This window comes from Paenibacillus sp. FSL L8-0663 (assembly GCF_038008125.1).
Lineage (GTDB): Bacteria > Bacillota > Bacilli > Paenibacillales > Paenibacillaceae > Paenibacillus > Paenibacillus polymyxa_D.
Genome location: NZ_JBBOYM010000001.1, coordinates 5,613,106 through 5,627,615, shown reverse-complemented (window position 1 = coordinate 5,627,615; position 14,510 = coordinate 5,613,106). Strand labels below are relative to the sequence as shown.

The 14,510-nt window shown below is 45.0% G+C and carries 15 protein-coding genes and 2 pseudogenes; 12 read left to right on the top strand and 5 right to left on the bottom strand.

Annotation, left to right across the window (positions count from 1 at the left end; translation table 11 throughout):
- Positions 1-7: 7 nt before the first annotated feature.
- Positions 8-1,513, bottom strand: a complete 1,506-nt coding sequence (gene dndC / locus MKY75_RS25010) for a DNA phosphorothioation system sulfurtransferase DndC (protein ID WP_340886987.1) — start codon at positions 1,511-1,513, stop codon at positions 8-10.
- Positions 1,503-2,597 (bottom strand): DNA sulfur modification protein DndB, encoded by a 1,095-nt coding sequence (dndB, locus tag MKY75_RS25005; RefSeq protein WP_445671527.1) that lies wholly within the window; start codon positions 2,595-2,597, stop codon positions 1,503-1,505. Before dndB ends, dndC begins: the two co-directional genes overlap by 11 nt.
- Before the next feature lie 401 nt (positions 2,598-2,998).
- Between dndB and MKY75_RS25000 the strand changes: the two are divergent.
- The 4 genes and pseudogenes from MKY75_RS25000 to MKY75_RS24985 all read left to right on the top strand — a co-directional run.
- Positions 2,999-3,184: pseudogene (locus tag MKY75_RS25000) on the top strand (methyl-accepting chemotaxis protein); the annotation flags it as partial.
- Positions 3,185-3,510: 326 nt separating this feature from the next.
- Positions 3,511-3,897: a hypothetical protein gene (locus tag MKY75_RS24995; RefSeq protein ID WP_340886981.1), complete on the top strand. Its 387-nt coding sequence runs from the start codon at positions 3,511-3,513 to the stop codon at positions 3,895-3,897.
- Between the two features lie 192 nt (positions 3,898-4,089).
- Positions 4,090-4,287, top strand: coding sequence for a hypothetical protein (locus MKY75_RS24990; RefSeq protein WP_322251665.1), 198 nt, complete (start codon positions 4,090-4,092; stop codon positions 4,285-4,287).
- Between the two features lie 291 nt (positions 4,288-4,578).
- Positions 4,579-6,297 (top strand): methyl-accepting chemotaxis protein, encoded by a 1,719-nt coding sequence (locus tag MKY75_RS24985; protein ID WP_340886979.1) that lies wholly within the window; start codon positions 4,579-4,581, stop codon positions 6,295-6,297.
- 179 nt (positions 6,298-6,476) lie between these two features.
- Here MKY75_RS24985 and MKY75_RS24980 read toward each other — a convergent pair whose 3' ends face one another.
- From MKY75_RS24980 to MKY75_RS24970, 3 genes and pseudogenes are all read right to left on the bottom strand, one after another.
- Entirely contained in the window at positions 6,477-6,899 is a 423-nt protein-coding gene (locus MKY75_RS24980) for a tetratricopeptide repeat protein (protein WP_340887132.1), read from the bottom strand.
- 23 nt (positions 6,900-6,922) lie between these two features.
- Positions 6,923-7,090: a hypothetical protein gene (locus MKY75_RS24975; protein WP_340886977.1), complete on the bottom strand. Its 168-nt coding sequence runs from the start codon at positions 7,088-7,090 to the stop codon at positions 6,923-6,925.
- Between the two features lie 108 nt (positions 7,091-7,198).
- Positions 7,199-7,297, bottom strand: a pseudogene (locus MKY75_RS24970) (DUF4062 domain-containing protein); the annotation flags it as partial.
- Positions 7,298-7,487: 190 nt separating this feature from the next.
- Here MKY75_RS24970 and MKY75_RS24965 point away from each other — a divergent pair.
- The 8 genes from MKY75_RS24965 (at position 7,488) to MKY75_RS24930 (ending at position 14,479) form a co-directional block, all read left to right on the top strand.
- Complete coding sequence (locus MKY75_RS24965) at positions 7,488-7,919, top strand: MarR family winged helix-turn-helix transcriptional regulator (protein WP_340886976.1); 432 nt, start codon at positions 7,488-7,490, stop codon at positions 7,917-7,919.
- 18 nt (positions 7,920-7,937) lie between these two features.
- A complete protein-coding gene (locus MKY75_RS24960; protein WP_013312749.1) occupies positions 7,938-8,576 on the top strand; it encodes a peroxiredoxin-like family protein in 639 nt (212 codons plus the stop codon).
- 90 nt (positions 8,577-8,666) lie between these two features.
- A complete protein-coding gene (locus MKY75_RS24955) occupies positions 8,667-9,770 on the top strand; it encodes an alpha/beta hydrolase (protein WP_340887130.1) in 1,104 nt (367 codons plus the stop codon).
- Between the two features lie 81 nt (positions 9,771-9,851).
- Positions 9,852-10,805, top strand: a complete 954-nt coding sequence (locus MKY75_RS24950; RefSeq protein WP_340886973.1) for an alpha/beta hydrolase — start codon at positions 9,852-9,854, stop codon at positions 10,803-10,805.
- A 277-nt stretch (positions 10,806-11,082) separates the two neighbouring features.
- On the top strand, positions 11,083-11,469 hold the full coding sequence (locus MKY75_RS24945) for a MerR family transcriptional regulator (protein WP_340886970.1): 387 nt from the start codon (positions 11,083-11,085) through the stop codon (positions 11,467-11,469).
- A 60-nt stretch (positions 11,470-11,529) separates the two neighbouring features.
- Positions 11,530-12,351, top strand: a complete 822-nt coding sequence (locus MKY75_RS24940; RefSeq protein ID WP_340886968.1) for an NAD(P)-dependent oxidoreductase — start codon at positions 11,530-11,532, stop codon at positions 12,349-12,351.
- Between the two features lie 362 nt (positions 12,352-12,713).
- Positions 12,714-13,289 (top strand): TetR/AcrR family transcriptional regulator, encoded by a 576-nt coding sequence (locus MKY75_RS24935; protein ID WP_340886966.1) that lies wholly within the window; start codon positions 12,714-12,716, stop codon positions 13,287-13,289.
- A gap of 338 nt (positions 13,290-13,627) precedes the next feature.
- A complete protein-coding gene (locus MKY75_RS24930; protein WP_340886963.1) occupies positions 13,628-14,479 on the top strand; it encodes an SDR family oxidoreductase in 852 nt (283 codons plus the stop codon).
- The last annotated feature ends 31 nt before the right edge of the window (positions 14,480-14,510 follow it).

Genomic DNA, 14,510 nt, shown 5'->3' with positions numbered 1-14,510 from the left:
TCCACCTTTATAAATGTAAGAAATCTTGGTTTAAAGTCTTGTCAAAAGCCTGAATCAGCCCTCTTCGAACTTTCACACCGGAGTAATCCTTTTCTACTGCAATTAGCTTTTTAAGCAGATTCAAGTTTACCCCTTCTTCCTGACAGAGTGTCTCTAAATCAGTAATCTGATCTTCTTTAAATACAGGGCGGTCATCTTTATGCCAATCATAGATTTCTCCGGTTTCCTCTTCAACAATTCGAGGGAGGCGATCTTCCCATTGAAGATCGATATGCCAGTATTTACGGATTTCCTTAAGTTCCTCAAAAGTAATGAGCTCGATATTTGGATCATAAAGTTCCCGAACTTTTTTCTGAGTTCTAAGTAGTTCTCTGAGAATCTCTTCTCGAGCATTTAAGGTGAAAGGGCCCACCCCGAAACGCTTGAAATTTCCATCTTCATCTTCAACAAATACATCAAGTTTTTCAATTGTTGCCAAATTTATATTGTTATCTTCTATAAATTGTTTGATCTCGGATTTTTTGATGCTTTTATATTTATTCGCTCTAATGTCTTCTTCATTAACTCCTCCGAGATTCGTTGTCAGATAAACTTCACCATTCATTCTATGTTTTTGACGTTTAGAACGATCTTCACGAATATTCACGAGGTAATTTCTGAACTCATAGAGTGGAGTTAGCCATTCTACACCGCTATTAATAAATCCACTCAGTGCTTTATCTTCGTTTACAACTGTGCAAGTCCAACATCCAAATCGACTGTTTCCGCATGAACCCGCACTTTCCTTAATTTCTTTATCTACAACCAGTGGGCATTCACTACTGGAATCTTGGTACAATTGCAGCAGTTCATTATTATCATCGCCCCAAGGTGAAGGATATTGGAGCAGGAATTCCCAGATGTCGTCTACATGAAATGATCTGATCGGTGCAAATACAAAGGCATTCCGCAGTGTGGAGTGCCGCATTAAATTTTTCCCTTCTATAGTATGTGACTGCATGACAGCGGCTCGAGTAGAGCTTTCGGAATCTCGGACCCCAAGAAGCATTACAACTTCACCAAATTGATCTACTTTTTCAAGAATGAACCTGTTGGCAGGTTCAATTTTTAGCCGGTCAGTGCACCATCTGAATTTTTGACGTGGAGTTGGATACCCTTTGCCAATAATAGAAGCCCAGAATGTTTGCTCGGCTTTTGGTCTTACTTTTTGGGTTTCAATAGGAAGTCCCATTTCAAGAGCTCTAGTCTGAATTCTTCCTAAGGTTCGGGTAATTTTATCAATAATAAGTGGTGTTTCAACCTGAGTATCCGAAGAAATCACATATACTTTTTTATTTAATTGGTTAGGTGGAAGTTCGCTTAATGCCTGAAATACTATTTGAACCAGAGCAGTGGAATCTTTACCTCCGCTAAAGCCAATTACCCAGGGACGATCATCAGATAGATATACTTCTTTCACCAATTCTCTGGATTCATTAAATTTACTGCCAGTGTTAAAAATATTAAGTTCCAAGAGGAAAGACCTCCTTAAATTTATCTTCTATTTTTTGTTCTTGTTCTGTAAGAGGGAGTCCAATTTTATTCTTAATGAGATTGGCTGTTAGTTGAACAGTCTGATTGTTCTTATTAATACGACCAGTATGGCTGTAGGCACGACCTTGCCAATCTTCTTTATTATCCCTGCGCCAGTCAATATGTTTTAATTTCTCAATATATTTCTGCCACTCATCTGGATGATAGAAATAAAGATAGTGACCTATAATACCTATAGCTTCTAAGAAAACACCATGAGCAACTATAGAATTTGCCCGTAAATCTCTAGGTGATGCTTTCTTCATCAGCACCTGCTGCCATTCATTAATAGTAGCACTTAAAAGAATCCAAAATTCATTTAAGAATTCCTTTTCTTGCTCAGAGATCATCTCGCCTTTCCGCTTGCCTAGAAGTCTGCAATTCGTATTGAATATATGGTTTAATGCAAATAATTTAGGAGAATTCTTTGAAAGGTTCACCTTTTCCCGATCGGTGTATCGATCCAGCAAGGGGATCTCTGAAATTAATCCCTTTGTTATGAGAGACATTTGATCGCGGTGATCATAAAGTATACCGATAGAAGAAGTTGTGTTCACCGCATGTCGATTAAGATCGGAGAACATTTGCTGAGAACGCACAAGCCCTAAATCATGAAAAAAGACTACAGAAATGGTCTCATCTCCGAGTTCTGGAGCAATCTTCAAAGCTTCTTCAATTGACGCTCTCCTGTGTTGACCGTCATTAATTAGAAACTTTGAATCAAGTGAGATCGAGAGATATCCTATATCTTTAAGCTCGCTTGAATGCTCCTGAAAGACTAATTTCCCATCTACAGATGCCGTTAACGAAGAAAATATGTAGTCCTTTGGATTCTCAAGAATATAGTTGGTTATATCCGGAATTCTTGATTTATTCATAAGACGCTGAGCCCGGTGTTCAACGGGAATCTCTTCTTCATCAAACAGAAATATCCTAGGGATCAGCCTGAGCGGGCACATCACTGTATAGAATTCTCTCCCTGCTTGAATTCCACGGAGAGCGGGAAAACTATAACTAAAGTTCATATAGAGCATTCTCCTTTATTACGTACGTAATATTAATGAATGTAGTTTGATTTTACTTCAATACGAACGGATGTTCAATATTTATATTAGAAAATTGATGAAAAAGGGAGATAATAATTAAAATTTCTAAAAGATAAAGGTGATAACACTTCCCAATACATAGTGCATTATCTTAAATCACATCTCTGGCCCGTCCTTGTTCAAGCCATGTATAGTAAGTAACGCTTACACCTGCTTCACTGTGTTATCTGCTTTCGCTTTATGGATGATACGGTGAACCTTATCATAAGTAGGGCGAATTTGTGAAAGACAATAAGAAGCAGTTCTTTGTCTGCACGTGGAAATAGTCTCAAAGAGTTCTTGCTTCATCGGGACTATTCCCATCAGCGTGATCAAAGACCATCTCCGGGCAAATCGGCCTGCTGGCCTTGAATGCAGCCATAGAAGCAGCTAGAGCGGGCGAGCAGGGTCGCGGATTTGCCGTAGTCGCAGACGAAGTCCGCAAGCTTGCGGACCAGTCAGAAGCGGCAACGAAGCAGATCGAAACGCTCATTACCGCCATCCAAAGTGAAACCAGCGAGGTGGTGTCTTGGTGGTACCTTCCTAATTTACAGTTCCATACCATTAATAATGAACAATTGCTTTAAAGCTAAAATTGGTACTTCTTTGGGAATTGGCGGTGCACAATTTTTGCACAAATTACAGGTCGATTAATCGAGTCTATCGGTTGGCGACCAACCTATATGGTATTAGGTATTGCCTGTAGCCGTATTAATTTTACCTTTTATCATTCTCGTCATACGTTCAAAACCAGAACAATTTGGTTATGTTATTCACTGGTCTTTTCGGTTTAGCTTCGACAGTAAGCTTCCAGGTACCAAACTTTGTGCAATCCATTGGATTTACAGCTGCAATGGCAGCTACAGGAGTAACTTGTGTAACCATTGGTCAAACAGGCGGTAAATTCATAATAGGCGCGATCAACGATAAATTCGGTGTTAAAGCGGCTCTATTTACTGGTATTGGTGGTGGTATGCTTGGGGTTGTAGTTTCTGATTCATTTGGTATTGCTATGCTTTATGTTGGTGCATTACTACTTGGTATTGGATTCTCAGGCTCTACTTTACTTCCGCCAGTGGCCGATACGATAAATTTTTCTCGGTATTCGTACCGAAGTTTAAACATCCAAGACATAGAGCGCTTACCTGCGGTCCCGATTTTCCTAATGAAAGTTGTCGCATTTTATTTCATCTCGCAATTATGTAGAGTTTCTTTCCTTACTAACTCTAGCAATTCATGATTAACCTTATAATAACACTATAGTTAATAATTGTAACGTTTAGCATAGGCATTATTCGTTATGTGTTAATAAAGCAGCGCAGTAATCCGATAAAGTAATTACAACAAGTTTCCTTGTATATTCGACATCATTAGACAAACTGGGGGCAGTGGTTTTTATGAGGAATAGTAAAGTATCGGGATTATCCGGGAAGTGGGCACAAATGCGGAGCAGGTTGCCGCATCATCGGAAGAGCTGACAGCCAGCGCGGAACAAACGGGACAAGCTACGGAGCATGTTGCGTCCATTACAGAAAAATTAGCCGAAGGAGCGCAGACGCAAGTGAACAGCATCGAAGCCAGCGTTACGCTTGTTCAGAAGATGGATGGGGAGGCTACGCAAAATTGCTGATCGTTCCATTCATGTCAAGGAATCTGTGGATGTAGCATCGGAGCTGGCTCCAAAGGGAGTCAGGCGATTGAATCTGCAATTCATCAAATGTCCGCTGTTTCAAATAATGTAAGTGAGATTTTAATGGAGGGCGTAATAGATATTTATGCTCTTAACTTGGTTTCTAGCAATTATACGATTTCCGCATAACATTGAGGTTTATAAAGTGGCAAACGATGTCGAATATTATTTCGTGTTACCTCGAGAGGGACTAGATGGGAGTGAGGCATAATGAGAGGTAGGAAGTTCACGATGACGATCAGGAACAAGGTAATTCTAACGATCGTCGTTACTGTAATCACTAGCCTTGTGATCGGAGGCGTTGGGATTTACAATCTGAAGCGGGTACAATCCTCGCTTGAGGAGAGCCTTAGTATTAGGGCGGAAGTCATTGATCTTATTCGTACAGCGGATATCGACCTATATCAGATGCTGTTGGCAGAACGATCGCTGTACAGTTATGAACCAGGGTCGGAACAATTTTTAAAACAGCTAGAGGATTACGGAAAACAAAAGGAGTCGGCAAAGAAGAAGTTTAATGAGTATAAGTCAATTGGAACTATTTTTGATAATGAGGAAAAGTCGATTCAAGACTACGAAGCGACGGTTGCAGCGTATGAATTGGTCTCCAAGAAAGTGATTGACGGATTATCGTCAAAGGATTCAACTGTCCGTGAAAGGGCGAATCTCCTTTCTTATCAGGAGGGCAACGAAAAGTTTGACCAGATGGAAGACGCTTTGGATCACATAGGCGATCTGTACTACGATGATAATCAAATCATGTTGGAGAGCACACAAAAACAATACAGCTTCCTGCGATTGATCAGTATCCTCTTAACATTGGCAGGCTTGATCGCTTCATCATTGCTTGGTTATTTGATCATCCGATCCATCCATCATCCGATCCGTTATTTGCGCGGACGTGTCCGAGAGATTGCGGAGGGCAATCTGGCAGTCGATATACGTACCTTCTCCCAGGATGAGCTTGGGGAATTAACCGCTGATTTTAATATAATGGTATCTCGTATGAAAGAACTCATTTCGACAGTAAGCCAATCGATTGGCCATGTAAACACTTCCGCTCATGAACTTACCTTTATTGCGGAACAAACAACGGCAACCGGCGAGGAAATGACGTCAGGCATTAATGAAATTGCAGTGGGTGCTTCTGAGCAAGCGTCCTTGACAGAGGCAACGAGCCGTGAAACGATGGCGCTATCGGACACGATTGAAAAGGTAAATGTAAGGAACAAAAAAATGACCAGCTTGTCTTCAGAGTCAGAAATCGTCTTAAGAGGCGGCATGGATAAAGTAAAGAAATTACAGGACCACAATCACCAAACGACAGAAGCAAACCAACTGGTCGTACAACATATTGAAGGCCTGGCAGAACAGATGCTTACGATTTCTACAATCGTACAAACGATTAATGAAGTATCGGAGCAAACGAAGCTCCTCGCATTAAATGCGAGCATAGAAGCGGCGCGTGCCGGCGATTCCGGAAAAGGATTTGCAGTCGTCGCCACAGAGATTCGCAAGCTGTCGACCATGACTTATGAATCAACAGAGAGAATTAACACAACTATTGCACGCCTCAAGGCAGAAGTTTCTCAAACGTTGCAGGTCATGAATCAGACAGAGGTGATTATCTCCGAACAATCTCTTATTGTTCAGGAGTCGGGAACGGCATTTGAATCGATTATGGATATGCTAAAAGAAATCATTAGCTCGATTCAAGAGATGGATGGGGATATAGGGCAGATGAATGTTAGCAGGGAACAGGTCATCTCATCCATTATCAAGATATCCGATGTAGCTCGAGACGCAGCTTCTGCCACAGAAGAGGTAAGTTCGGCTTCTAACGATCAGAGTCAAGCGTATTCCCATCTGCATAGTGCAGCTGAACAATTGAAACAATCAAGCCAACAAGTGAGCGAAATGATCAGCAGATTTCGAATTGTACAAGAATAATTCATACTGAGAATAAGAAAAGGAGCTATCCGATTACGGATGGCTCCTTAACCGTTTCACAAATAGTGCGAGAGTGAGTTTTTTGATTTCGCCGTTGAATTCGAAAATAATATTATAGAATGGTTTGAAGGTAAAAAAATTTAAAAATACCGTAATCAGCTCTTGCGTAGCCTGAAATTTCAAATCTCTATGTTTGTCTCCAAAAATTCAAGATATTTTGGGTCGTCTTCCATAAAAATCTCAATACCGGCGCCCATGTAAGCCCGGGTTAACTCGTCAGCCGCCTTTTCAAAGTTTTTCTGTTCATAATATAACTGCCCCAGCCGAAGGTGAATATACGGATTACCCAACCCCTTCGGACACTGTACGGCATTAAAAAAGCACTTGAAGGCCTTATCGTAATTCTTCATACGATAGTGGACATCCCCAATAGCTACATATATCCAGGTAGCGGCCTCCCATTCTTGATGATCTTCAGGCAATAAACGGAGGGCGGCAAAATAATTTTGCTTGGCGGCATCAAGATCGCCTGCCTTCACTAAGTCATCGCCTTGTTTACATAGAGTCCTAATTGCGGAATAAGTGGAATCCTGCAAAGCGATCTCTCCTGTTCTATTCGATTGGATTAGGGAATTTTAGCCAATGATCGTTTGTTGGTTTCATCAAAAATGATGGCGTCTGGTATTGCTGATAAATAGCTTATCGCCCAAATGAAATGATTCGTAAATTCTTCTCCATGATCAGGCGGGAATACGAAGCGAATGCGCTCGGGACAGTCTTTGACTTCAGGCATTCATATGAAGAGTCTACCAAATTTTTAAGCCTATTCATAGATTGAAAGCGCATTCTAGTTTATGTGGGTACTATTTTCAAAAGGCCATGTGTGGCATGTAGTGAAGTCGTATAGCTCTTCGATTCCAGCAGGGATATGACCAGCTTGAAGTATGGCTTCAACAGCGGTATGTCTTTCCTCAATAAGATCGTTGAAAGTAGACGATATGTAAAATTAGTTTAAAAAGAATCTATCTACCACTCCCACTCTCTCGCTTTATTTGTCAAAATTGATTGGGGTTCTCAACAGCTCAAGTGAATGCTGAATAGATCCCTCAGATCAAAAATAAGTAGTTGACAGTCTAAAAATGTTTTGTATAATTAAATTGTGCACAATATTAAATAGGGGTTGACCTCACATGCTGCAACTTAACGAACACCTTTGCTTTTCCTTATATGCTTGCTCCCGAGCCGTTTCTCGGTTGTATCGACCGCTATTAGAGGAGATGGGAATTACCTATCCTCAGTATCTCGTGTTGCTATCCCTCTGGGAAAGTGACGGGCGGACGGTGAAAGAACTGGGAGGACAATTAGACCTCGATTCAGGCACCTTGACGCCGCTGCTGAAACGGATGGAGGCGAACGAACTGATTAGGAGAGTACGATCGACGGAAGATGAGAGGGTCGTCTTGGTCCTGCTCACGGAGAAAGGGTTGGCCCTTAAGGGGGAATCCGATTGTATTCCATCCGCACTCCTCTCAGCCAGCGGAATGTCAATCGAAGATGTCTCGGAACTAAACAAAACTATCAAAGTATTAGCGGACAAAGTCATTCAGACCAGCGGCAAATAATTCATTGGAGGTGTGACCATGCCCACAACGACCTTAACTTCAGCGTTAGAGAAGGTCACTGCAGCAAACCCGTTTGAAGTGCAGGCGATACACCAACGTGTCATCCAGCAACTTCAAGAGGAAGGCAAGGCGACAGGACTACCAGTCGGGGCAAAAGCCAAGGACTTTGAATTGCCAGATTCACTTGGAAACCAAATCAATTTGGCCGATGAATTGGCAAAAGGTCCCGTTGTCCTTACCTTTTACAGAGGAGGATGGTGCCCTTACTGCAATCGACAACTAAGAGCATACCAGGAGATTCTCCCCGATATTCAGGCGCTAGGCGCTCAGCTTATCGCAGTCAGTCCGCAATTGCCGGATTATACGCTGTCTGATCAAGAGAAAGCAGAACTGTCCTTTAAGGTTCTTAGCGACCCTAAGGGAATCGTTGCCACCAAATATAACCTGTTGTATGAAGTGCCCGACTATCTGAAGAGCATGTATTTAAGCCATAATATTGATCTTCACGAGTACAATGGGACGGATCATTGGCTGCTTCCGGTGACGGGAACGTTCATGATTGACGAATACTCCGTTATCCGTTCCGCATACGTGAATCCCGACTTTACCAAGAGAATGGAACCGGAGGATATTCTCTGGGAGCTGCGAAAGTTGTAATCTTTTTTTACCCATAATGGTTGTGCAAAATTAAATTTTTTACAACTAGGATTGGGTATAACCACATTGGACGGCAAAGGCCTGCCATTGATGCAATTTATGATTATCAATGAATGGAATAACAAAGGAGAGAACCCGAAAATGAAAAACAAATTCAAAACATCCGTTGTGGCCATGATGGTGCTCGGCATGACAATTACCGGCGCGGCCGGCGTATATGCAGGAAACAATCAAGAGAAGAACACCACCACTTCTAATAATAAAGTCGTGCTTGAACCGGCAGCTCAGAAGTTTGTCGAGGATACTGCCAACCCTCCTTATTTGTTCGATCTCGGCCCAGTAGAGGGAAGGAAAGCCGTGGATCAAGTACAATCAGGTGACGTGGAAATGCCAGACGTTGATCTTCAGCATTTGACGATTCCAGGCGGACCAAAAGGCAGCATGTCACTTACAATTGTTCGTCCGAAGGGAGTAACGAAAGACCTGCCGGTTATATTGTACACCCATGGAGCAGGTTGGGTATTTGGAGACGAGCTGACACATTCGCGTCTCATTCGTGAGCTAGCCGTCGGTTCCAACTCAGCTGTAGTCTTTACGAATTACGATCTCTCTCCGGAAGCAAAATATCCGGTTGCTATCGAGGAGATTTACACAGCGTTATTATGGGTGGCCAAAGATGGAAGTAATAATGGACTGAATTCACAGAAAATCACAGTAGCTGGAGATAGTGTGGGGGGCAATATGACGGCGGCGGTTACATTGATGGCTAAAGATCGTAAAGGCCCGAAAATTAGCAAGCAGCTTCTTTTCTACCCCGTTACCGATGCCAATTTCGACACGGCCTCCTATCAACAGTTCGCTACGGGCTATTTCCTGCGTCGTGATGGTATGCAATGGTTCTGGGATCAGTATACGACAGATCCGAAACAAAGGAACGAAATCTATGCTTCACCGCTTCGTGCAACGATTGATCAGTTAAAGGGATTGCCGGAAACGCTTGTAATCACTGGTGAGGCGGATGTCCTGCGAGATGAAGGCGAAGCCTATGCAAACAAGCTCAGAGAAGCAGGTGTCCCTGTAACGGCCGTACGCTTTCAAGGCATTATTCATGACTTTGTGATGTTGAATGCATTAAAGGATACAAATGCTGCACGCGGAGCAATGCTGTTGGCCAATTCTTGGCTGTCACAATAATAGAATTGAATTCTTTTACCCATAATGATTTTGCAAAATTTAATTGTCTAAAACTAATATGATATGAGGAGAATGATACACATGACTAAAAAGATTATTCTTGAGCCTGCCGCACAACAATTCGTTGAGGATACTGCGAATCCGCCCTACTTATTCCATCTTGAACCTGAGCAGGGGAGAGCTACGGTAGACGAAGTTCAATCGGGAGATATCAAAAAAAAAGATGTAGACATTGAGGATCTCCACATCCCAGGTGGACCAAGCGGTCAAGTGTCCGTTCGGATCCTGCGTCCGAAGAACACGGCTGGCCAACTGCTTAAAACGGTTTTGTACATACATGGTGCAGGATGGGTGTTCGGTAATGCCCATACCCACGACCGGTTGATTCGCGAGCTAGCGGTCAGAAGCGGATCCGCCATCGTATTTCCTAATTACAGCTTGTCTCCCGAAGTCAAATACCCGACAGCTCTTGAAGAGATCTATGCTACGCTGCAATGGATCGCTTCCTCCGGCAAGGCTTATGGCTTGGATTCGAATCATATCTCCATCGGTGGCGATAGCGTTGGCGGCAACATGACTGCGGCAATCACGTTGATTGCTAAGGAAAGAAAGGGACCTGCGATTAAACGACAGCTGCTGTTCTATCCGGTTACGGATGGGGGAATGGATACGGACTCGTATCATGAATTCGCCGAAGGATACTTCCTTCGCCGTGACGGGATGGCTTGGTTCTGGGAACAGTACATCAACAAACCGGAAGAGTTAAATGAAATCTATACTTCTCCTCTGAGAGCTTCCATCGACCAGCTTCGCGATCTTCCCCCAGCTCTCATCATTACGGCGGAAGCCGACGTTCTTCGAGATGAAGGTGAGGCCTATGGGAATAAGCTTCGGGAGGCTGGTGTAGAGGTCACAACGGTGCGTTATCAAGGAATCATTCATGATTTCGTCATGTTGAATGCTTTGGCGGATACGTTGGCCGCCCGCGGTGCGACTGCATTAGCCAGCGCTTGGCTGAAAGATGGATTTCAATAATGGATCAGGGAGAGAAAGATATTCTCTGCTATCTGAGATGATTAACCCAACATAGAATGCCAAAAACCGGGACGCCTCATCTGGCGAATCCCGGTTTTTGAGTTGCTTAAATTGTCATTTAATTAATGGGTACCTTTAAAATTTGCCGTTAGACCCGTTAAGCTGAACCGTATCATAAGTAGGGCGAAGTTCAGGTGCCTTTACATTTTCCAATCCAAATGCTATCATGCAAACATGACGTTAACGTCATATTATATCTTGGAAAGAGTGATACATCATGAACCGCATGCGCATTGGCGATTTGACAGAACGAGCCGGGGTAACCCAGCGCACGGTTCGTTATTACGAGAGCATTGGATTGCTTCCATCTGGCGAGCGCGAAGGCAATGGTCATCATTACTACACGGAAGAAACGGTTGCTCGTCTGCATAAGATCGATCAATTGAAGAAGATTGGCCTAAGTTTGGAGGAAATTCGGGACGTAATCGAGCTTTACTTTACGGATATGAGCGGGGTGCTGCCGAAACGGAAAGTCCTTGGCATACTGCGCCAGCATCTGGCCGACACGGACCAGAAGCTTGAAGCGCTCGGGCAGTTCCGCAGCGATTTGCAGTCGAATATAGAACGTTTCGAGCGATGGCTCGAGGCCAATGAAAGCGATTAATTTTTTTTGCTTAAAACATGACGTTAACGTCATGTTTAGTATTCTATGGAGGTTAAATTCATGAGAGAAAACATTGGATTTATCGGACTCGGACTGCTTGGTATGCCAGTCGCTGCCAATCTGCTCCAAGCAGGATATGCGTTGACCGTATACAACCGCACCCCAGAAAAAGCGGAACCGCTCGTAGCCCAAGGTGCGCTGCAGGCGGTCCGTCCAGCTGACGCCGTGACAACCGGTGGCATCGTCGTCACCTTGGTATGGGACGATGAAGCATTGGAAGACGTCGTCAAAAGCGAAGATTTCTTAGAACGCCTGGGCAAAGGCGGTATTCATGTATCAATGAGTACGGTGTCGCCGGATACGGGTAAGATGCTGGCGGATCTGCACGCGCGGCACGGTTCCGTCTATGTTGAGGCGCCTATCTTTGGACGGCCGGAGGCAGCCGCTGCCAGACAATTGTGGATTCCAATAGCGGGTCCGCAGGAAGCAAAGGAGCGGGTGCGGCCGCTGCTGGAAGCGATGGGAGCTAAAGGGATTTTTGACTTTGGCGAGGAAGCCGGTTCGGCTGTACTCGTCAAACTGATCGGTAACTTCCTAATCGTCTCCGCCGCACGCTCACTGGAAGAAGCACTAGGAATAGCTGAGCGCGGCGGGGTTGATCCCACAGCAGCGGTCCATATGCTTACCAGCACACTGTTTACCGCCCCAATTTATCAAAACTATGGCAAAATGATAGCCGAGAAGTCATCCATATCCGAAAGTAAAATTCCGCAGAAAGATGTCGGCCTCTTGCTGTCGGCGGCGCAAAATGCACAAGTTCCAGCCCCACTTTCCACCCTGCTGCTTGATATGCTGGAGAACGGAGATCGGAGCAGAACATAAGGCTACGGTCGATGTTATTCGTACTCTTGTATAACCGGTCTGCCTGGTTGCGGTTATAAGTGACATTCGGCTCTCAATTCAATACGCTCAAAGGATAGGCGGCCCCAGGGCCGCATTTCGCCGATAGCCCCGTTACGCTGAACGTATCACAAGTAGGGCGAACAATTTTATTGCGATTTCACTAATAGGTTTGGCTCTGCCCAACTTAAAATATCCACGACAGTAGCTCCATCTCTTCTGTACAATGAGGAAGTTAATCTGAAAGAAAAATGCATAGTACCTTTTTTGGCTACAGGGATCATGGTCGCAGGCGTACAACCTTCGTCATGGACATACGAATATAGCACTGCTATAATGGACGTATGAAAACATATGACAAAATATTGGCAGCTGCTCTTAAGGTACTCGAAGAGGATGGGGGAGCCCAATTTTCGACGCGAGCCGTAACTGCGATCGCGCAGGTTACGGCTCCTACACTCTACCACCATTTTGGAAATGCCGATGGACTTCTAAGTGCAGCTATAGTGGAAGCATTCAAACAGTTATTTGAAAGCAAGATTGCCGCAGTGGAGTCCACCATTCCAGAGATGGCTCTTCGTCAAGGATGGGATGACTATGTCCGCTTCGCGGCAACCCGTCCTCGGATTTATGCGGCGATGATGGGGCGGTTGCTCGAGGGCGCCCATATCGAGGCGGCAGATCATTCGCACCAAGCACTAGTGCAAAATGTTCAGAGAGTCGCCGTCGAAGGCAAACTGGCTGTGCCAGCCCAGGCTGCGGCAGATCTGGTCTGGGCTTCCGCCAATACGGCCTCTTGGCTGTATGTGACGGCCCAGATTCGTAAGGCACCCCCACCCCAACCCGACGTCGTTGATCTCATTCGGGAAAGCGTAATGCAGATCATTTTGATCCAAAGGCCGGACGCCGATTCAAAATGAGGGATTCGATGACAGCGCCTAAAGACTTCAGGCAAAGCCCTAATTTAGAAGAGTAAAAGAAAGATCGCCTATCCAACCTGGCCCTCCAGGAGGATGGCGATCTTTTTTATGTTTGGAGGATGCGAGCATTAGTTCTCTTGGATTTGTGTTGTGTGATAAGTGAAATGTGGTAAGCCGAGAGCATCACGCAACACCCGCTAAAACGATGTTCAGACCGCAGGGCAACATTTTAGAAAATGTATAGCACCGATATAGACACTTTTGTATAGCGCTGATATAATGATGGTATAGCAGTGCTATACCGTGATTCATATCTTATCAAACTTAGGAGGATTACGATGTCATTCAAAACTCAAGAACTGGTCGTCGTCACAGGTACGTCCAGCGGTATCGGCAGGGCTACCGCGGAGCAGCTCGCCGCTGAAGGATTTCTCGTTTTGGCGGGGGTTCGTCGTCAGGAAGACGCCGACAAAATCAGACGCAAAAATATCGAGCCGGTGATCGTCGATGTTACCAATATCGACACACTAAAGACGCTGGCCGAACGGGTGGAGAAAGATCCGCTTGGTCGCCCTTTGCGGGCAGTGGTTAACAATGCCGGTATCGCCGTTAATGCGCCTCTCGAGATGGTTCCGCTTGATGAATTGCGCCGCCAGATCGAAGTCAGTGTGATCGGACAGGTCGCGGTTATTCAGGCACTCACCCCGGCGCTATTGAACAGCGGCGGACGCGTGGTCAATATCGGCTCCGTTGGCGGCAAGGTCTCCATGCCCGGATTCGGAATTTACTCGGCTGCGAAGTATGCGATGGAAGCGATCAATGACAGTCTCCGCAGGGAGATGTCCTCGTTTGGCCTCAAGGTAATCATGATCACTCCGGGTGGCGTCAGCACTGGCCTGTCGGAGCACGGGATTACGACAGCGGAGCGGCTGGCCAAGTTGATGACGCCGGACCAGCACCGACGCCATGATCGTCTTTTTGACGCCGTGAAGGCTCAGGCTGAAACGTGGGCAACGGACGGTATCCGCCCTGAGAAAGTGGCAGCAGTGATTTCACGCGCAATCCACGAAAGAAAGCCACGCACCCGCTATACGGTCGGTCGCGATTCGGCACTGCTGACCCGACTGGTCCGCATTCTCCCAGACAAACTCCTCGACCGGATGCTCCGCAGCCAGATGAAGCTGCAGTAACGGGCAGTTTCACGAATCCTCTTGGACAGAA